The organism is Vibrio sp. SCSIO 43132 (genome assembly GCF_019904195.1).
In the GTDB taxonomy this organism is placed as follows: domain Bacteria; phylum Pseudomonadota; class Gammaproteobacteria; order Enterobacterales; family Vibrionaceae; genus Vibrio; species Vibrio nigripulchritudo.
Map to the genome: position 1 here is coordinate 1,486,478 of NZ_CP063199.1, position 20,002 is coordinate 1,506,479.

Below are 20,002 nucleotides of genomic sequence, written 5' to 3' on the forward strand. Positions count from 1 at the left end.
TCTGCTTCTTAGCGTGATGCGACAGATTTTGTTCTGAGACATAGACTGAAGACGCATTTGAACGTAAAACATATAGTGTCCATACTGCAAAATGGACTTTGTTTCGGTGTAACTTAGCGCGATTTTATTTGTTTCGTTTAGAACTTAACTCATTGATTTAAAGCTTAACCTGGGCTGAAAGGAGTTAACATGTTCCAGTTTATGACATCCGCAAAAATTGTATTCGGTGAAGGTGCGCTGGCGTCTTCTTTGTCTACGATTTCGCAATATGGCTACAGTGCGCTACTTGTGACAGGTGAGGATATCAGCCGTGCGCAGCCTGTTATTGAATACCTCAACGCACAGGCGATACGTTTTCAGCAGGTTGCCATCTCCAGTGAGCCGTTTATCGCCATGGTGGAAGAGATTGCTTCTCAAGGTCGTAAATTCCAACCCGATATGGTGATAGGTTTTGGGGGAGGAAGTGTTATCGATACCGCCAAAGCACTTGCCGCCATTATTCCGAATCAAGGCGATCTCTATGACTATGTTGAAGTCGTTGGACGCGATGTCCCGCTAAAATCCAAACCTTTGCCTTTCATTGCTATCCCAACAACAGCGAGTACAGGGGCAGAAGTGACGCGAAATGCCGTCTTACGCTCTGGGCAAGATCAGGTCAAAGTCAGTCTAAGAAGTCCAGATATGTTGGCAGATATTGCTATTGTCGATCCGGAGCTGACTTATGGAACCGACGCATACACGTCTGGTCGTGGAGCTATGGATGCATTTACGCATTTGATGGAAGCGTACGTAAGTAGCGATCCCAATCCTCTAACAGACATGATCTGCGAAGAGGGCTTACGCCGGCTTTCTGGGGCGATTATTCCGGCGTGTTTAGAAGACAAACATGAGGCTCGCGGCGATCTTTCCTTTGCCGCCATGTTAGGCGGAATGGCAATCACCAATGCCAAACTTGGAGCAGCGCATGGTTTGGCATCTGCACTTGGTGGAAAACTGGATGCGCCTCATAGCGTGATCGCAGCTCAATTGGCACCTTACGTGATGTCGGAAAATATCCATGCAGCAAAGCAGCTGGGTAGGGAAGACATTCTTGAACGCTACCAGAAAATAGCGTCAATACTACTCAAACAGGAAGACGCCCATATAGAAGACAGTGTTGTTTGGGTAAAAGCGATGCTAGATAAGTTGAAGCTACCGAAACTAAAAAGCTTTGGTGTATGCAGCACTTCATTTGAACAAGTTGCCGAAGACGCCATGCGATCTGTCGCTATTAAGGGTAATCCAATTCCACTGAACTACGACCGCCTTATCTATATTTTGGCTCAGGTTTGTCCTTGTACGACTGGTTCTGTTCCGCACCCAATATCAAACCTTTCTGAGCATTACCTAAAGAAACGCAGGAAAACGCAAACATCCATTAATGATGATCTGGAAACAGAAGAGTGAATCAACAAAATAAAAACGGAGCCTGAAGGCTCCGTTTTTTAATACTGTGCGATTTTGTCGTATCGCGAGTCTTTCAGTGCGTCTTTGACTCGCTTCAGATTTTCCCTGAAGCCTGTTCCGCGTCGCAATGTAAACCCTGTTGCCAGAACATCAATAACTGTCATCTGAACAACTCGACTTGCCATTGGCATGTACACATCGGTGTCTTCTGGAACATCCAGAGAAATCGAGAGCGAAGACGCTCTATCCAGTGGTGAATCTTTGGCTGTTACGGCAATAACCGTTGCGCCATTCTCACGCGCCAGATTGGCAATCTCTACCAAGCTTTTAGTACGACCAGTGTGAGAGATAAGAACGATCACATCGTTGTCAGTACAGTTTATACAGCTCATACGCTGCATGACGATATCTTCAAAGCAGCTGATAGGTATATTGAAGCGAATAAACTTGTTTTGTGCATCTTTGGCAACGGCAGACGAAGCACCCAAGCCAAAAAACGAGATACGCTTGGCTTGCGTTAGCAAATCGACCGCTCGGTTAACCTGCATTGCATCAATACTGTTTTTGGCAACGTCTAAACACGCCATAGTCGATTCGAAAATCTTATGCGTGTAGGCGTCTGGACCGTCGTCTTCTTCCACATTACGGTTCACATAAGGTGTTCCGTTAGCCAAACTCTGAGCAAGGTGGAGTTTGAAGTCCGGAAATCCTTTGGTGTCTAACCTACGGCAGAAACGGTTAACCGTTGGCTCACTGACATCAGCCATCTTAGCAAGCGTGGCAATGCTGGAGTGTATGGCAGTTTGAGGAGAAGCCATAATTACTTCAGCAACTTTACGCTCAGATTTACTGAAGTTCTCCAAATTTTTCTGTATTTTTTCTAATGTATTCATAACGTTCACAAGGGCATAGAGAACATTTCACTGACCGGATCTGGTCATCTTTTACAAGATGAGATTCGCAAAGAGCGAGTCTGAATAATCTCGTATGATCAGTGGCTTTTATACAAACGAGTATAAACGAACGAGGTCCGTTGAGTGACTAAAAGACCCGCAAAACGAGAATTAAATGTCTATAATATGACAAGCCTCAAACTTAATTTCAGTTCCGAAATCTTATTGATCGAGATTTCGCTCAATTCGCTAAATTTGCGCTCGATTTGGTGTGATCAAATTTCAATGTTAGGAAGAAAATTTCACTTTTGTAACCCACCTAAAGATATGAGATGGGTTGCGCTATAAAACTTAGCTTGCCTTCTTATTCAAAATTTCCATAGAAAGCTCAGATACTTGAGTCATCAGATTAGGAAAACCGGCAGCAATTTCCCTTTGCTCACATAACACCGATTGCAATATTTCATGTGTAGTAAGTGGGTTAGCCAGAACTACGCGGAAAACAATGGTATTTCTGTGCTGCCACTGTACCGGGTTCAATCGGGTTCTTGATACAAAGGTTTTACCTGTTTCCCTCTGTTTCTTTTGAATTTGCTTCGTCAAATTGTTCAAAGCTTCGTGAAGGGCATTTTTCTCGTCTTCATTTGCATTAATCAGCGCTTTTTTCGCGACTTCTGGAACATAGCGATACGTAAGAAGACAAAGCTCCGGTTCCGTCACCAGCTCAAAATCATCTTGTTCAGAAACCAGCGAGGCGAAGTATTTTGCCTTTTCTATACTCTGATCAATTAAGAGTTCATAACCTGGGCGACTTATGATGTGCATGCTCGAATAAACCAGCATCGCCATTCCCGAACGGGAGCCTTCCAGTGTATGGCTGCCTAGGTCTTTCGACCCTTTACGGAGGATGTACTGTGCGTGATGCTCAATGGCGGTCATAGCGCTTGGATCTTTAAACAGAACCATGCCAGCACCCATTGGTATGTATAGTTGCTTGTGGGCATCAATGGTGACCGAATCTGCCAGCTCAATCCCTTTAAGTAAATGGCGATAGTTGTTCGACATCAGGGTTGCGCCACCCCAGGCGGCATCCACATGGAAATGGCAGCCGTGTTTCTGGCTGATCACCGCGATACGTTCTAGCGGGTCAATGTTTCCTGTTTCGGTAGTACCTGCGACACCTACAATAGCAAATGGCTTAATGTTCTGGCTTTCAAGCAAAGCAATTTTCTGTTCAAGGTCGTCAGGGCACAGCTTGTTTTTGCTGTCTGTTTTAACTGAAACGAGGCATTCCTGACCTAATCCCAAAACATCTGCTGCTTTTTTCAAAGAGTAGTGCCCGCGCTCTGAAACTAAAATAGCTAACCCCTCGTAGCCATAATGCTTCATGGCTTTGAATAAGCCTTCTTTTTCTACCCCTTTGAATTCGCCATCTGCTTTTAGTGTGTTATTTCTTGCAACCCAGAGAGCAGTGATATTCGCAATGGTGCCACCAGAGCAGAACGCGCCTAGTGAATGATTGGCGCTGTGCATCCATTGCTGATAAAACACTGGCTTTTCATGGTAGATAAGACCATGAAGCATACCAAGAACTTGCCTTTCCAATGGGGTGAAAGCTTTTGAGGTTTCGATCTTCACCAAGTTTTGGTTCAGCGCGATCATAATTTTTGATAGTGGCATCAAAAAGTAGGGCAGGGCCGAAGTCATATGACCGATGAAACTGGGTGCAGACGTATGAACGGATTGTGAAACGAGGTTATCGAGCAAGTTCTGCGTATGTTCAGATACAAACTGAGGTTGCTCGGGCAAATAAGGGTTCGAAAACTGCTGTTCAATATCCGCCAGCGGTTTTTCTTCAGCAACAATATGTTCACGCAAAAACTGGTTCAGGTTTTGCGAGAGTTTGTTTTCGATATGACCTAATGTGGAATCTGGCGCTTCTGGCACAGTAAAGATTTTCAGCAAACTTTCAAAGCTTACATCTGCTGTTTTATTCTCAGATACCATAACCTTATTTACTTATATTTCTACGTTCGCGAGCGGGTCAATCTAAACGAAAACGGGCGCAAAGTCCCGTTATTATTGTTTGTTAACCGCATGTTTGTTGAACTTTTGAGCTGTGTGGCAATCTGCTAATTGCAACGCTGTTCTTCCAGTTTAGTAACTGACTGGTTGTATTTGTTCAGGGCGCTATCGATTTTTTTAGGATGGCTCAGCAGTTCGGCAAACGCCGTTCTCAGTTCGTAGTTTTGGCTGTGAGGTTTAGACTGACGATCTTCAAACGTTCTTTTCGCTAACTGCCCTAATTTGTCGCTTCTGGATGCCAGTACTTTAATTTCTTTTTGTTCCAGCTTTAGCCAGGCCTCAACGGGTTGCTCTGTCGCGACTTTACTCGGATCGTTAGATAAATAGTAATGAACTGCTTCGCGATTTAATTCGAAGTGATTGGTTCTGCCTTTTAAGAACCATTGACCAACATCGGTAAGCTCTGGGTTAAGCTGAGTAGTAATTCCAACTAGATCTTCATACCAGTTAAGTGAAGCATCTACATAAGAATCGTATTTTTTTTCCAGGCATAAAGTCTGATCTGCCAACACAGTAGTGGACGAGCTGGCGAGTATTAGGGCTAAAGCAAGACGTTTCATCACATGTTCCTTTGGTTATTTATGTCGGGTGAATTGTGTTGATTTTTCTATACCCGAATAACCCTATATTAATCGTTGGTTAAACTTTGGTAAACGTCATAGCTCTAACTCTTTGAGATATAAAACTTACACGCCCGAAACAGATACCTAAAAAATCAGTAGAACAGGAGTTTCCCAGTGCTAATCGATATGCTTGAGCGCTGCTATGTCCGACTTGGAAGCAAATAAGAAAAGGTAAGAAGTGGAAAGATTAAAACAATCACCTTTGGTTTTTTAAAAAAGGAAAACCAAAGGCGTATGGGATCTTTGAAGAAAGCGACTCGGAGTATATAGCTCCCTAGCTAAAGTACTTAGGGTTAAAAACCAGTAGAATTCATAATCTTTTTGATTTCGCTTTCGAAATCAGCATCAGATAGGTTACTCAATTCGTAAAGCACTTCAGCACCATCTACATCGAACTCAACTTCGTGCTCTTCTATCGCATCGTCGTCGTCTCTGAACATCAGTAGGTGATTTGCGATTCTGGCGACATCCAAATAGCTAACAGGAACTTCCTGAGTTTCAGTTCGTTTGTTGGTGGCAACTTCTAAGAAATCTTGATCGAATCCCCAACTGTTTAGCACTAGCTGGCTGGTGACCGCACAGCGAGACTGGAAAATCTGAAGTGCAATGTCGTAGTCCAGATAGTTACCTCTATCAAGATACATGTGGTATTCGTTGACCAGACAGAAAATACCAATATCCGCAAGCAAACCACTGAGAAGTGCTTTTTCTTCTTCCAAATATTCGTATTTCTCACCCGATTCAGTTGCCAGGAAAGAACGTGTGACCAGCACCATGGTCGCTGCTAAGCGTCGGGAAACTGACGCACTGTGTGTCAGTACATGGTTGCATTCTTTATTCAGGTTGACCGAATTTTTAAGCTGCTCGATTGCCTGAGCGGTCACGATGTCTCGCACTCTTAAGATCCCTAAGCGCGAAACTGCTGTCTGGAGATCTGTGCAGGTGATGTTTCTGCGGTTGAACACAACAGAGTTAGCAACACGGATCACCACCGCAGTGAGACTAGGATCTTCCATCAGACATTCTGCAATATCCGGAATCCCTGTTGTATCTGACGTACAGAGTTGCTGAATTTTAAGCACAGCATCTGGAATAGGCGGAAGACTGATCTTGCCAGTGCTTATGGATTGCTCAACGAGTTGAGCAAATTCGGACTCTAGTCCTTGTAGAAGTAACTGGTTGTTATGAGGTAACCAGTAAAATGATAAGTGGTTCATTTTGGGTACTTTGATCAATCTGTTCTGAGGGTCAGTTTAACGTGCTATGGCAAGGTCGCGCAACAAAACGCATTAGAAAAAAAGTCCAGTAATTCAGTGAATAAACCCTAAAATTACAGAGCGTTCACATCATTTTTGTTGATTGGTTAACTTCTTGTTGCATTAAGTTGTGATTTTGATGCGTTTTTTGGGTCGGATCAGAGGGCTTACTGTGAGCAACATCTTAACTTATTTCATTGGGCTAAGTATGCGGTTTCATAAAGATCTTATTCGTCATAAACTTCATCGTATATTTTCCGGTATGGAAATATTTTTGTAACCGATTATTGGTTACGTCTCTGAAGTCGATATTTCATGATCGGCGCTTGTGTATTGATCGGGGGGTTAACACATAAGTTGGAGGTTACGGAACATGAAGGAATCTATGTTCTATGATTTTGTTGATCAGTTTGGCAGTTATCAAAAGCGATCAATGTTTGGTGGAATTGGCTTATTCAATGAAGGAGCGATGTACGCACTACTGACTAATGAAACAATCTTTATTCGTGGCGGTGGTAACCTAGACAAAAAATTGACAGATCTCGGATGCGAAAAATATAAGCATGTGAAGAAGCAAACAACAGCTATCGTTAATTATTACGATATTACTGATTTGTTCGATTCACAGCATGAAGAGCTTGAAAGCATCGTCCGTGCATCTATCAACTTTTCAAAGCAGCAAAGGGCTTTTCAAAAGTCTAAAGACAGCAGGAGACTGCGTGATCTTCCAAATATGCAGTTGACTCTGGAACGTATGGTTAAGAAGTCTGGTATTGATGATGTCAGTACTTTCATGCGGTTAGGTCCTGTTGATGTGTTTAGACGCGTGAAGCAGACTTACGGTGGTGAAGTTGATATTCGCTTACTTTGGAAGTTTGCTGGTGCTGTGAAAGGTTGCCATTGGAAACTGATTCAAGAGCAGCAAAAGGAAGAATTGCTCGCTTTGTGTCAGGAAGTATAAATTTCAGTTAGTTTGATAAAGGCTCGCATATGCGAGCCTTTTTTAATTCTATAAAACTAAATAAAAAGAAAACGGATATTTCTAACAACCAAAAGAGAATAACAAAGCCGGAATATTTTGATGGTTTAGGCGTGACACAGAAATTGTGTGAAAAATAGACTTTTCTGACTATTTACCTATTTATGTTTAGTATGTCAATAGGGTATTAATAAGTGAACCACTTAGTGAGCCTTAAACTCAGAGGCTGTTTAAGTGTTTATTTGTGGAGAATTATTCTATATGAAATGCTTACTCAGGCTTTATTGACTGTCCATTAACATTCAGACAGAGGTATGAAGTAATATGACAGTTTATGTGAACGGATCTTTATAAAGATAAGAAAACTGATATTGATTTGTTAGTCAGTAAAATTGACTTTTATTTTATCTATTAGTTGGTCAATAAGTCTTTATAGTCATCAGTTTGTAGATTTAAGGACTGATATGGATGTGAATTTGGCGTAAACGTTTGGCATAATTTCAAAAGTGATACCAAGTATCATCCATAAGACGTGTAAATATAATGGAATAAGGTAGTCTCGATTTTGTCTGACCTATTGAACTCGAAAAAGTTCATGTGATGAATTCGAAAAGGTACTGGGACATTGATGTTCAACTAGGCTTCCCTAGAAGTGTACGAATCCTAACTTAACCTGAAAGGATGACACTTTTATGACGAAGCGGACATAAGACTCGGAGAAGGTCGGTACGTGTTATCTTATTTTTTACGCCGTTTAGCGCTTGTTATTCCAACGTTTTTGGGAGTAACAATTTTAATATTTGCCATCACTCGATTTGTCCCTGGTGGTCCAGTCGAGCGTATGCTTGCCAACATGCAGCCTCAGGGTGATGCAGCACAATCTTCATCAGTAGCGGGAGACAACTCCGCACTCTCTGAAGAGCAAATGGCGGAGCTCAACGCTTTTTATGGCTTAGATAAGCCAGTCTTTGAAGCTTATATTGAATGGTTGAGTAAGCTGGCAGTTTTAGACTTTGGTGAGTCAACCCGCTACTACGAGCCAGTCAGTGACATGATTGCAGAAAGGCTGCCCGTATCTCTGTTTTACGGCGGTATGACTTTCTTTATTAGCTACTTTATCTCTATTCCTCTCGGCTATTTTAAAGCGCTTAAACACGGCAGTGTTTTTGATTCCGCTTCATCCATTCTTATTTTCCTAGGCTACGCATTGCCTGGTTACGTTATCGGTGTGCTTCTCATTACCTGGTTTAGTTATAACCTAGAGTGGTTCCCTATGGGGGGATTCGTAGGGGATGATTATGACGACTACGAAACTTTCTTCGAGCGCGCACAAGACGTCATGTGGCATGCAGTATTGCCTTTAATTTGTTACCTCATCGGTGATTTCGCAACACTGACCATGACGATGAAAAATAACCTGATGGAAAATCTTTCTTCAGATTACATCCGTACCGCTATCGCAAAAGGTCTACCATTTCGTCAAGCAGTTAAAAAGCACGCGCTTAGAAATAGCTTAATACCGATTGCAAGTCACTTTGGTAATTCTCTCTTATTCTTTATGACGGGCTCTTTCCTTATCGAAGTTATTTTTAACATCGATGGCATTGGTTTATTGGGTTACGAATCAATTATCGAACGGGACTACCCAGTGGTTATGGGCATTGTGGCTATCAATGCCGTCTTATTACTTATTGGAAACATTGTGTCGGATATCTGTGTGGCACTGGTTGATCCTCGTGTGAAGTTTGGAGAATAAAGATGTTGAACTTAACTCCATTAACAAGAAAAAAGATCAAACGCTTCAAAGAGATTAAACGCGGGTACTGGTCATTTCTGACTTTGTCTGCATTGATCCTACTCTCGTTGCTTGCAGAATTCTTTGTGAACAGCAAAGCGTTAGTCGTTAAATACCAAGGCGATTGGTACTTCCCGGTCGTGAGCGATGTGCATTTAGCTGAGCGCTTTGGTCAGACGCATTCAGGGGAAGCAGATTACAGGCTTCTGGCACAGACATTTGAAAATCAAAACTCAGATAACTTTGTGGTTATGCCGTTAGTCCCTTGGAACCCTTATGAGCAGGACTTTAGCGGTGATTTCCCTCCTACTGCACCAGACGCAGAAACTAAGCATTATCTGGGGACAGACGTTATCGGTCGCGACATTCTTGCGAGGCTGGTATACGGATTTCGTACAGCAATTGGGTTTGCGCTGATCACCATGGCATTCTCTTACGCGATAGGGACTGCTGTGGGGTGTGCTATGGGTTTCTTTGGTGGCAAATTTGATTTGATCACTCAACGACTGATAGAAGTTTGGTCTTTGGTCCCATTCCTATATGTGATCATGATTCTGGTTTCAGTCACTCAGCCAACTTTTACTCTCTTCGTTGCTATAAACGTATTGTTCGGATGGATCGGTATTACCTGGTATATGCGAACCATGACTTACAAAGAATCTGCTCGTGAGTACGTAATGGCGGCGCGTGCATTGGGGGCGAGTACCTTCAGAATCATATTCAGGCACATTTTGCCTAATACCATGGTAATGATAGTGACTCTGGCACCTTTCACAATTGCAGGAAATATTGCTGCTCTGACTGCGCTGGATTACTTGGGACTCGGTCTTCGTCCTCCAACGCCAAGCTGGGGAGAATTGCTCCAGCAAGGTAAGTCAAACTTGGATTCGCCGTGGATTGTTACGTCAGTTGTGACTGCGTTGGTCTTTGTATTGGTTATGGTGACATTTATCGGCGAAGCGATACGTGCAGCCTTCGATCCTAAGAAATTTACACGTTACGTATAACTAGAATAATTAAATAGGGAATGTTTATGAAAAAATTAGCAATGGTTACGCTGCTTTCTGCTGTCGGGTTTACAGCACAAGCAACGACACTACCTGAAGGGTTGACCTGGAACACCAATTGGGATGAACCGAATATAGGTTCGGAAGAAGCCGAACGCGGTGGAACTTATCGAACATTTATCCTTAGCTTTCCTCAGACACTAAGAAGCGTCGGTCCGGATTCAAACTCTGGCTTGCGCCACTACTTTTTAGATAAAGTGCCTTCCCTGGTTGGAAAGCATCCAGACACACTTGAATGGATTCCTGACCTAGCCAATGAGTGGGCTTATGCAGGTGATAATAAGACCATCTATTTCAAACTTAATCCAAAAGCAGAATGGTCCGACGGCGAGAAAGTTACCGCAGATGACTTTGTCTTTATGCTTAATTTCTACCGCTCGAAAGACATTGTAGAACCTTGGTATAACACCTACTACTCAGAACAGATCGACGAAATAATCAAGATTGATGAGCATACTATAGCAGCTGTTTCGGGTGTGGAAAAGAACCCGGACGACCTGCTTTACGCTCTAGGTTCTCTGCGCCCTCGTCCAGAACACTTTTATAAGCCTTCAAAGGATGAAAATGGGGATGGAGTTGATGATAACTTTGTCCGTAAATACAATTTCAAAGGTGAACCAACGACTTACGCCTATTACCTAGATAAAGTAAAGAAAGGTAAGAGCCTAACATTCAAACACGTTGGCGATGACTGGTGGGGATACAGCAATCCTTATTACAAGAATCGCTTCAATGTGGATAAGATCCGAATCAAAGTAATACGCGATAACGATATCGCACGTAAACATTTTGAGAAGGGTGACCTAGACGCATTCCCAACTATTCTTCCAAGCGTATGGCATGAAAAAACCAACTCTGAGCCTTACCAGAAGGGTTACATACACCGTTTCTGGGGGTTCAATGAGAGACCTCAGGGAGCTGGTGGTCTATGGATCAATACGTCAAAAACGCACCTTGGAGACATCAATTTGCGTCAGGGCATTATGCATGCAACTGATTATGACGGCATGATCGAGAAAATCACTCGAGGTGATTACTCGCGCAAACCGCATGCAATGGGATTTGGACATGGGAAATACGACAAGCCTAATCCAGTACCTCCTAAATTTGATCCAGAGCTAGCTGGGGAATTCTTTAACAAAGCTGGATTCGACAAAATCGGAGCTGATGGTATTCGTGTTAACGCGAATGGTGAGCGTCTAAGTTTTGCAATTACTTATGGCTACAACTCTTGGACACCCAGAATTGCATTTTTGAAAGAGCAAGGTAAGAAAGCTGGAATTGAGTTTAATCTTAATTTAGTTGATGGCTCATCAGCATTTAAGTTCGTTTTAGAGAAAAAGCATGAACTTGCATTCCTTAATATGGGCGGGAAAGAAGTACCAGCTTACTGGGAATACTTCCATTCAGCCAATGCAAATAAAGCTCAAACCAACAGCCACACCAACTTTAGTTCTCCAGAATTAGACAAGCTTATTGAGCAATATAGAAAGGAATTTGATGTAGAAAAGAGACATAGCCTATCTCATCAAATTCAACAGAAGATTACAGAAGCCCATGTCATCGTGCCGGGTTACATGGTGCCATATTCACGTGAAGCTCACTGGCGTTACATTAAGTTTCCGAAAAATGCGATGACACGAATGACAGAGGCAATGTTCCCAACAAACAGGGTTTTAGGTTTGCATACATTCTGGATTGATTCTGAAATGAAGAAAGAAACCAAAAAAGCAGTGAAAAGTGGAAAGACGTTCGAGCCGGTTACGGTTATGGACACCCGCTACAAGCTGTAATTGAGTCAGTCAGGAGAAGTCGTATGTCTGCGGAAACAATATTAAGCGTAAGAAATCTGGAAACCGAATTCACCACCGATGATGGTGTGGTGAAGATTCTTCATGGTGTTAACTTCGATGTGAAAGCGGGGCGTACACTTGGTTTAGTTGGAGAGTCGGGTTGTGGAAAGAGTGTTACCTCCATGTCGATCATGGGGCTGCTTCCCAAGCCTTACGGTCGGGTGACTAACGGCGAAATATTGTATCGCGGGACCGATTTGGTGACGTTGCCCGCCGAGGAAATGTATAAGATGCGTGGAGATAATATCTCCATCATCTTTCAGGATCCGATGACAGCGTTAAACCCTGTTCACACCGTTGGGCGACAGCTTAACGAAGTGTTGGAGTTGCACCGACCAGACTTATCAAAATCTGAGCGAAACGCTTATTCGCTAGAAATGCTGAAAAAAGTGCGCATTCCAATGCCAGAGAAGAGGATGAATGAATATCCACATAACTTATCTGGTGGGATGCGCCAGCGAGTCATGATTGCCATGGCACTGGCTTGTAAGCCAGACATCTTGATTTGTGATGAACCTACAACGGCATTGGACGTAACCGTCCAGGCATCCATTCTTGAACTTATGCGAGAACTGCAGGAAGAAACAGGAATGGCGATGATATTCATCACTCATGATTTAGGTGTGGTTGCGGAGATTTGTGATGACGTGGCGGTGATGTATGGCGGCAAAGTGGTCGAATTCGCTGATGTCTTTGATCTATTTGATAATCCTCAACATCCATATACCGAGCGATTGATGGGGCTTATGCCTAACCTAGATAACGAGCCCAAGCAGCCTATCGAGATAAAACCTATCGATATTACCACGTTTCCAGAGTTCAAAGGGTAAGCACAGCAATGGAAGAAGTACTTAAAATTGTTGATTTAAAACAGCACTTTGTTTCTGGCAAAGGTGTGTTTAAAAAAGGCTATACAGTGAAAGCCGTTGATGGCGTTTCATTTTCAGTCGAGAGGGGGCAAACACTCGGCTTAGTCGGGGAATCGGGATGCGGAAAGAGTACCCTCGGCCGTACCATACTCAAGTTATTTGAACCGACGGAAGGACGAATTTTCTTTGAAGGAGAAGACATTACTCAGTTTTCACCAAGACAAATGCGCTCGCTTCGGAAAGACATGCAGATTGTCTTTCAAGACCCAATGGAGTCACTTAACCAGAGACACACCATCGGAATGATCTTGGAAGAGCCTTATATCATACACGGCGTCGGTACACCTAAAGAGAGAAAACAATGGGTACTGGGCTTGCTTGAAAAAGTCGGTCTTCCAGCCAACTCAACAGAGCGATACCCTCACGAGTTTTCTGGTGGGCAAAGGCAGCGAATTGGCATTGCGAGAGCTATCGCACTTAAGCCTAAGCTTCTGATATGTGACGAATCTGTTTCTGCACTGGATGTGTCTGTTCAGGCTCAGATTTTGAACTTGTTGCTTCGTCTTCAGAAAGAGATGAATTTGGCGATGATTTTTATTTCTCATGATCTTTCTGTCGTTCGCCATATTTCGGATAAAGTTGCCGTAATGTATTTTGGAAAAATTGTAGAAATGGGTGGAGTAAAAGAAATCTACGATAACCCTCAAGCGGACTACACAAAGAAACTTTTATCAGCAATACCCATTACTCATCCAAAATATAGAGAACATAAGAATACTAAAGAAAAAATAAAAGAAGAAAACGAGCGTTCTTTAACCGATGGTTGAAAATATTTACATTTAAAAGATGAACTAACTCGAATATTAATACTTAGAAACAATATACAGAGTGAAATTTGAAAGTAATTAAGAGATATTAAAGACTAGAAATTACCTTCAATATAAAGAATAAATAAAGCGTATGGAATCTGCTTTATCTTATTTTACACATCTAATAAATATTAAGTCTTGGCTAGGCTAACCAACTACACCAGTAGTTTGATACATGTAAAAGGAATTACAGGATAGCTTATGAAAAATAATCAAATTGAATCATAGATCTATTTAAATATTTAAAATAATGAAAATAAGTAACAGGTTGTTATGTTTTTAAGATGTAATTACTTTTTTTAATTATTTAATCTATTTGAATATTTATTTAAACATACAAAGTACTTAACCCTTATTACTAAAATTTTAGTAATAAGCGACCTTTTACGTTCTGAGTATGTTGTTGATATTTTGAAGATTAAGGGCTGAATATTTTCGGATAACCCTTTGTACCCTTTAGTTAATTAAGGGTAGGGCTCTTGCACTTCAAATTTTAGGAAATTTAACAGGAACGAAACGGAAACGTTTATGCAGCACACAAAAATAACCTCGTTGCACGGACTTGTTCTGATGACTGGAGCTCTAGCCTCGTTTAGCACGATGGCTGAAGAAACAGGTAACTCAGAACAGGACGACGCTGCGAAAAGTGTCGCTAAGGAAGAAGTCGTTGAAACAAAATACGGAGGTAGTTTGTCGCTTGGTTATCAAACCAACATCTACCACCCAGACGACCATCGTTCAAAGCGCGCACTTAACTGGAATGCAAGTTTTAATGCTACTCGAGACAAATACTCTGCATTTCTTTCAACAGGAGCCTACCGAAGCTTGGAAGACAAAACTGGAGACTTTTTCACAGACTCTGTAATCGGGCTTTCATACTCAAATTTGGCCAAGTTTGGTGAAACAGTAAATGTTTCTATGAGTGGACAATTGACCATTCCTACTTCTGAACATTCGCGCAAACAACAGTTAAATACTGCATTTAGATTATCGGTTCCTGTCAGCTTTAAAGTTGCTGACGTGGGATTTTGTGTAACTCCACGAGTAAGAAAGAACTTCCACCAATACAAAACTATTGCCGGTGAGTCTTTAAATGAGTGGATCTATTCTATTTCTGCTTGTGCGAGTTATTCAATAGGTGACTTCTCATTCAATGCGTCACTGCTCGGCGGTAACTCTATAAGTTATCAAGGCACTCGACGGAGCAGTTTTACCTATGCGGGTAATTTATCGGGTAGCTATAAAGCCACCGATTACTTATCTCTTTCATTGAGTGCTTCTTCCAGTGGTGTATACACCGATGCAGAACGAGGCACATTAGGCAACATCGATCTGTTTGACAGTGAGAATGCCACCTATGTTGCAACAGCAACATTCTCTTTTTAGGAAATAAAAACAACAACAGGTAGTTACTTATGAATTTTAAGAAACTTAGCTTGGTGACAGCAGTGGGAGCAGCTTTAGTGGGCTGTGGTGCTGATGATCAAGCGTACGAATATGTGGACAAAGATATAAATCAATCTTCGTTGTCTAGCTTAACAGGCAACGCACCTATAAAGGTTGGAAACTGCTCAGATTGTTACGAGATACCTTTAGAGGGTATCTGGATGTTTCAGCAGACTTTTGGTGATGTAACACGCACTTCTGACGTCCACCCTTATATGTATGATTTTCTTAATGAAGAAAATCTTGTCACTCTAAAGTTTACTCAAGAAGGTCTAGTTGCTGAGAAGCTTGAAGGTGACATTACATTTGAAGGGGAAATTACTAGGTTCCCTGGTGATCATAATGAGCCAAGACTTCTTACTTTGGAAGGTTCGTACGAAGCTTATCAATGTAAGGAAGATTCGTATGGCGATTGTACTAACAAAGAAGAGGAAGTGTCTGATCCAGCAGTGCGCTGGTGGCAAAAAACACACTTTACTCCAAGCTTTGACGAACTAACTGTTCATGATGATCAAACTCTGTTCAAAGCATACTTCGACAATCTAATAAATAAAAACCTGACTCATGTTGAATTTGATCCTAAGAAAGGTGTCATCAACATCGAATTCGAGCATAACATTGTGAGTGAGGGTGATTATGGAGAGCCTGAAAAAAACACTGTGTTTTACTCACTGGTTCGCCTTGATACGATTGCATCGCCGGGTTACCAGCCAGTGCACTATGATCTGGCTGAACATGATAAGTTTGGCTTCTTTAAAACAGACTACAAAAAGTTAGACCCGAATAACAATAGAAATCAACGTGGTTATGAAGGCCATTTCATCAACCGATTTAATCCTGAGAAGGAGAAAATTGAGTACTACCTAAGTGATGAGTTTTTCCGAAAAGACGAGAATGGTAATCTGCTCAATAAGCAATGGCTAGATGCGACAATTCGTGGCTTCAGTATTATTAACAATAGCCTAAAGGATGATTTTTCGAAAAATAACCGAATTGTTCCTGAGTTAGTTCTAGTTAATGCTGGTGCTACCGAACCTAGCGGTGTACGTGTAGGTGACCTGCGTAAAAATGTCATTCACATAGTACCTGAGGCCAGCGATGGTGGTGGCGGTGGGCTAGGTCCTAGTTACGCTAATCCATTAACTGGTGAAATTGTTAGTGCTTACACAATTATGTTCCCGGGTAACCTTATCCCAGGTACAGGCAGGCAGTGGGATACTCTAGCTCGTCATTACAACAAAGGCATTTTGGAAGAGCAGTTAAAGGAAGATACACCTGCTTCAGATACCTCTACCCAAGGGTTTACAAGCAATGCTTCTAGCTCTTTGAGTGACGTTAGATTTGACGCGGAGGCAGAACAGTATCGTAACGAGTTTTTGGAAGACCTTAACGATTCAATCGATAATTTTGAACATGCATACGATGAAGGTGTAATTCAAAAGTTAAATCTAGAAGAATTGCAAGAAGAGAAAGGGATGAAACTGGCTAAGATGGTTGAGAATAACATCTACCCAGTCGACCAGTATTCAGTATCTACTTCTATTAAGAAAACAAACGTAACTGATTTAGATTTCATCAGCGAAGGTTTTTACTTTGAACAAACGCAAGATGAGATAATTGCGGGTGTACCAAAACAGCTTAAATCCTGGGCAGATCTCAGCATAGAACAACGTGAGGCGGTGACTAGACAAATCTCTACTCATTATTACCTACATGTATTGACTCACGAGATAGGTCATAACCTCGGCTTACGACACAACTTTGCTGGAAGCTATGATGGTCACAACTTTTACTCTGCTAAAGAATCACTGGCACTTGGTTTAAATGGTCTATCCGCGACTTCATCGGTCATGGATTATATGCCTTCATCCTTGAACTCGCAGCCTGCATTTGGATTATACGATCGCGCGGCTTTGAGGTTTGCTTATCAGCGTAAAGTTGAGTCGCACGAAATAATCGATGAAAATTCGATGTCCGATGAGGAAGTCGCTAATAAGGTTGTAGAATATCGTAACAGCGATGATGGCATTACAATGATCGACCTATCCGTTCGAGATGAGGCTAAAAGAGCGGATTTAACTAAAGATTCTGCGTTGGCTTCTATCATTTTCTCTGGTGAGTTGGATGAAACTGGAAAAGAGCTACGTGATTACGCTTACTGTACTGACGGTAGTGGGAGAGCGCCGGTAAATTCAGGTTGTCTAATTTTTGACGAGGGTACAAACCTGACCCAGATTACAGATTACTATTCTGAGCAATATACTGAGCGTTTTGAATCATTCAGCACGCGTAAAGACAAAATTGAATTTAACGAAAACAAGAGTGCAGTGAGCAAGTACTTTGCTACACGCGGTATGTTCTCTCGTATGAATATGGTCTTGACAGATTATTATTCAGCGTTCCCAAGTGAACCTCTAAAGCCAAGCGAAGTTTGCCCTGCAGCAGATGATACATCTCCTCGTACTTCTGTTCAGCAAAGGCGTTGTGATGTCGCAATCGCGGCTTATGAACAGGCATTTTTCTACCTAGATTTGCTGAAGACACCAGCAAAAACCTGTAACGTTGACATTGTCAGAACTGACATCGCCAACGGTGTTACCAAAACAACTCCTCTTTCAAACAGACAGTTTGAGCTACAGTTGCTCAACATATATGCTGGCTTGATCGCGGGAGATCAATACAAAGGTAAGCTTCATCTTCCAACGTCATGTTTTGATGAGAAGCTAACAGATGCTCTTTCACAAGGCGCTTACAGCTTCACCACTAATGACGGAAAACGTGTCGAACTCTCCTTTAACGTAACTGCGGAATCTAAATATGGAGAGTTCTTAAACCAAGTTCGTTTGTTTGATAGACCGAGTAAAGATAATGCGTCACGAATTGGATACGAAGTTGAACATCTGGGTAACTGGATGGATAAGGTATTGGCACTAGAGTATTTGTTATCACCTGCACGTGTTCGTGGTGTTGATTTTGCGCTCATCGATCTTCCAGGGGTGAGAGAGCAATTGAACGAACTTATTGATCATTGGAATCTATCGAGACCAATCCCGTTACCAAATGATGTCGCGACAGAATTCAGTCAAGTGATTAATCCTTATGAAATGGTTGATGCTAATGGTGATGTCTATAAATTTGAGAATTCCCAAGGCGACAAAGTAGCAATTTCATGGACGCCTAACTGGAGAACAAAAGAAATTTCTGTTCCAGGAGGTCTCTCATGGTGGTTTGGTAGTAGATACGGCTTCAATTTCAACAGTAATACTCCACTCCCGAAAGCTATGAGTCAGGTTCTGGCGCGCTACGATAGCATTCGCACTGACAGCTACAAACCTGAAGCATTTGCAATGCGCTCAAAAGTTGCTGTTTATGACTACAATGGTCACATCCCAACGGGTTTTGAAGGTATAGAAATTCTAGGAAGAACATACGCCGTAGATACTCGTGTAGACTCTAACGCGATTGGTAAGGCAATGCTAAGAACAATTCAACAAAGTGATGTCTTTAAATTTGCAGATTATCCTCTTTCAGATTTAGCTGATTTTAACAACAGGAGAACTGCTGTTATGGAGACAGCTATTGGTAGCTCAGAATTTTCTGAAAGATTCCGAAATTCCTCCGAAGTTGCAAGTTTGCAAAATATTGGTCCAGGGGTTGAGAAATTTGTAGCGGGTGCATTAGCAAGTTTTACTGATGACGGACTCATTGTTACTAGCAATGAATGGAACGCTATGTTTGGTTACTTGTTTGAAAATGGTCTAGCCCGCTCAGAGGGATCTTGTATTTACGTGGACAATTTGTGTGTCTATAGTTTTACGTCAGGTCTACTCACAACGGACGCCCTAACAGCAGCTCATGCAATTAAAGCAATTTGGTTAGATGATTTAAGATTTGCCAATGCGACAGTGAGTTATCTTTCTGTCTACATGGCCGAGTTAGTGAAACTGCCGAGTGAATTTGAGCCCATGTTTGCGATGGATGCAAAATTGTTGGAAGAATACGTAACTAGTCCTCTTACGCGTGAAGCACTGCGCTTAGAGGTAATAGATAGAGCGGGTTTCCGAAACTTGGTAATTGTGGACGAACATGATCGTGTATCAAGCTTCTAATAAGCTTTAAATACTAAAACCCCAACCACTAGGTTGGGGTTTTTTATTACACCAACAAAAAAGCCAGAGACTAAAATCTCTGGCTTTTATTTTTTGATAAGAAGAAAGATTAAAACTTAAATCTTGCCGTCATCATAAACTGGTCGCCGTAGAAGTCGTTAAGCAGACCTTCCAGACCAATCGAAAATAGCTCAGTAGAGTGGAAGCGACCGTATACTGAACCTGTCCACTCGTCTTTTTGCTTAATGGACACGTAACCCACTTTACCACCTACTTCTAGCTGTGGACCTAACCATTGGCGAACACCAAGGTTGATCTGCATGCCCGTGTCGATGTCCTGATCTTTGTTATCGACTGCGCGGAATAGCATTTCACCTGTTAGATCAGCCCAGTTGTTTACCGGAGCGTGAAAGCCGAAACCAGCAGACAGGTTGAAATCACCTTTAAATTTGGAATCAACCGTTGCAACCATATGTGCGTTAGGGTGAATTGACTTACTGAAACCACCACCAAAAGTCATTGGGCTGGCGCCGATTCGCGCTTCAGCATAGTCGTAGTTAAAGTTGCTCATTGACGCGACTTCGTCTTTGTCTGCAGCAAATGAAGAAGCAGATACTGCCATCAGACCAATGGCTAACAGTGTCTTACGCATAATTTAGACAAACCTTCTTTAGTTGGTTCTGGTAGTGCCTCAAGAGCAATACCATGAAGT

Annotated in this window: 14 protein-coding genes; 9 read left to right on the forward strand and 5 right to left on the reverse strand. The window is 42.1% G+C overall.

Annotated elements, in window-relative coordinates; genetic code table 11:
- Positions 1–189: 189 nt before the first annotated feature.
- Complete coding sequence (locus INR79_RS06710) at positions 190–1,446, forward strand: iron-containing alcohol dehydrogenase (protein ID WP_223096499.1); 1,257 nt, start codon at positions 190–192, stop codon at positions 1,444–1,446.
- A 38-nt stretch (positions 1,447–1,484) separates the two neighbouring features.
- On the opposite strand, the gene INR79_RS06715 is transcribed toward INR79_RS06710, so the two are convergent.
- The 4 genes from INR79_RS06715 to INR79_RS06730 form a co-directional block, all read right to left on the reverse strand.
- Positions 1,485–2,339 carry a MurR/RpiR family transcriptional regulator gene (locus INR79_RS06715; RefSeq protein ID WP_004402620.1) on the reverse strand — a complete coding sequence of 285 codons (855 nt, stop codon included), beginning with the start codon at positions 2,337–2,339 and terminating at the stop codon, positions 1,485–1,487.
- Positions 2,340–2,690: 351 nt separating this feature from the next.
- On the reverse strand, positions 2,691–4,346 hold the full coding sequence (gene panP, locus INR79_RS06720; protein WP_223096501.1) for a pyridoxal-dependent aspartate 1-decarboxylase PanP: 1,656 nt from the start codon (positions 4,344–4,346) through the stop codon (positions 2,691–2,693).
- Between the two features lie 125 nt (positions 4,347–4,471).
- On the reverse strand, positions 4,472–4,984 hold the full coding sequence (locus tag INR79_RS06725; protein WP_022605614.1) for a hypothetical protein: 513 nt from the start codon (positions 4,982–4,984) through the stop codon (positions 4,472–4,474).
- A gap of 356 nt (positions 4,985–5,340) precedes the next feature.
- Positions 5,341–6,264 (reverse strand): HDOD domain-containing protein, encoded by a 924-nt coding sequence (locus INR79_RS06730; RefSeq protein ID WP_223096503.1) that lies wholly within the window; start codon positions 6,262–6,264, stop codon positions 5,341–5,343.
- 412 nt (positions 6,265–6,676) lie between these two features.
- Here INR79_RS06730 and INR79_RS06735 point away from each other — a divergent pair, with 412 nt between their 5' ends.
- The 8 genes from INR79_RS06735 to INR79_RS06770 all read left to right on the forward strand — a co-directional run bounded on the left by INR79_RS06735 (position 6,677) and on the right by INR79_RS06770 (position 19,290).
- Complete coding sequence (locus INR79_RS06735; RefSeq protein WP_004402628.1) at positions 6,677–7,264, forward strand: TfoX/Sxy family DNA transformation protein; 588 nt, start codon at positions 6,677–6,679, stop codon at positions 7,262–7,264.
- Positions 7,265–8,012: 748 nt separating this feature from the next.
- On the forward strand, positions 8,013–9,038 hold the full coding sequence (locus INR79_RS06740) for an ABC transporter permease subunit (protein WP_223096505.1): 1,026 nt from the start codon (positions 8,013–8,015) through the stop codon (positions 9,036–9,038).
- A gap of 2 nt (positions 9,039–9,040) precedes the next feature.
- A complete protein-coding gene (locus INR79_RS06745) occupies positions 9,041–10,084 on the forward strand; it encodes an ABC transporter permease (RefSeq protein WP_223096507.1) in 1,044 nt (347 codons plus the stop codon).
- A 26-nt stretch (positions 10,085–10,110) separates the two neighbouring features.
- Entirely contained in the window at positions 10,111–11,937 is a 1,827-nt protein-coding gene (locus INR79_RS06750; RefSeq protein ID WP_223096509.1) for an extracellular solute-binding protein, read from the forward strand.
- Positions 11,938–11,960: 23 nt separating this feature from the next.
- A complete protein-coding gene (locus INR79_RS06755; protein WP_223096511.1) occupies positions 11,961–12,827 on the forward strand; it encodes an ABC transporter ATP-binding protein in 867 nt (288 codons plus the stop codon).
- Between the two features lie 8 nt (positions 12,828–12,835).
- Entirely contained in the window at positions 12,836–13,693 is an 858-nt protein-coding gene (locus INR79_RS06760; protein WP_223096513.1) for an ABC transporter ATP-binding protein, read from the forward strand.
- Between the two features lie 570 nt (positions 13,694–14,263).
- Positions 14,264–15,121: a hypothetical protein gene (locus INR79_RS06765; protein WP_223096515.1), complete on the forward strand. Its 858-nt coding sequence runs from the start codon at positions 14,264–14,266 to the stop codon at positions 15,119–15,121.
- Between the two features lie 29 nt (positions 15,122–15,150).
- Entirely contained in the window at positions 15,151–19,290 is a 4,140-nt protein-coding gene (locus tag INR79_RS06770; RefSeq protein ID WP_223096517.1) for a zinc-dependent metalloprotease, read from the forward strand.
- Between the two features lie 109 nt (positions 19,291–19,399).
- Here INR79_RS06770 and INR79_RS06775 read toward each other — a convergent pair whose 3' ends face one another.
- A complete protein-coding gene (locus tag INR79_RS06775; protein ID WP_022599658.1) occupies positions 19,400–19,942 on the reverse strand; it encodes a hypothetical protein in 543 nt (180 codons plus the stop codon).
- Positions 19,943–20,002: the final 60 nt, after the last annotated feature.

What these genes read in the sequence shown, in the direction of transcription:
- panP (WP_223096501.1), bottom strand. Translation starts at nt 4,346, where the DNA reads ATGGTATCTGAGAATAAAACAGCAGATGTAAGCTTTGAAAGTTTGCTG.
- INR79_RS06765 (WP_223096515.1), top strand. Translation starts at nt 14,264, where the DNA reads ATGCAGCACACAAAAATAACCTCGTTGCACGGACTTGTTCTGATGACT.
- INR79_RS06745 (WP_223096507.1), top strand. Translation starts at nt 9,041, where the DNA reads ATGTTGAACTTAACTCCATTAACAAGAAAAAAGATCAAACGCTTCAAA.
- INR79_RS06770 (WP_223096517.1), top strand. Translation starts at nt 15,151, where the DNA reads ATGAATTTTAAGAAACTTAGCTTGGTGACAGCAGTGGGAGCAGCTTTA.
- INR79_RS06730 (WP_223096503.1), bottom strand. Translation starts at nt 6,264, where the DNA reads ATGAACCACTTATCATTTTACTGGTTACCTCATAACAACCAGTTACTT.
- INR79_RS06715 (WP_004402620.1), bottom strand. Translation starts at nt 2,339, where the DNA reads ATGAATACATTAGAAAAAATACAGAAAAATTTGGAGAACTTCAGTAAA.
- INR79_RS06775 (WP_022599658.1), bottom strand. Translation starts at nt 19,942, where the DNA reads ATGCGTAAGACACTGTTAGCCATTGGTCTGATGGCAGTATCTGCTTCT.
- INR79_RS06710 (WP_223096499.1), top strand. Translation starts at nt 190, where the DNA reads ATGTTCCAGTTTATGACATCCGCAAAAATTGTATTCGGTGAAGGTGCG.
- INR79_RS06725 (WP_022605614.1), bottom strand. Translation starts at nt 4,984, where the DNA reads ATGAAACGTCTTGCTTTAGCCCTAATACTCGCCAGCTCGTCCACTACT.
- INR79_RS06750 (WP_223096509.1), top strand. Translation starts at nt 10,111, where the DNA reads ATGAAAAAATTAGCAATGGTTACGCTGCTTTCTGCTGTCGGGTTTACA.
- INR79_RS06755 (WP_223096511.1), top strand. Translation starts at nt 11,961, where the DNA reads ATGTCTGCGGAAACAATATTAAGCGTAAGAAATCTGGAAACCGAATTC.
- INR79_RS06760 (WP_223096513.1), top strand. Translation starts at nt 12,836, where the DNA reads ATGGAAGAAGTACTTAAAATTGTTGATTTAAAACAGCACTTTGTTTCT.
- INR79_RS06735 (WP_004402628.1), top strand. Translation starts at nt 6,677, where the DNA reads ATGAAGGAATCTATGTTCTATGATTTTGTTGATCAGTTTGGCAGTTAT.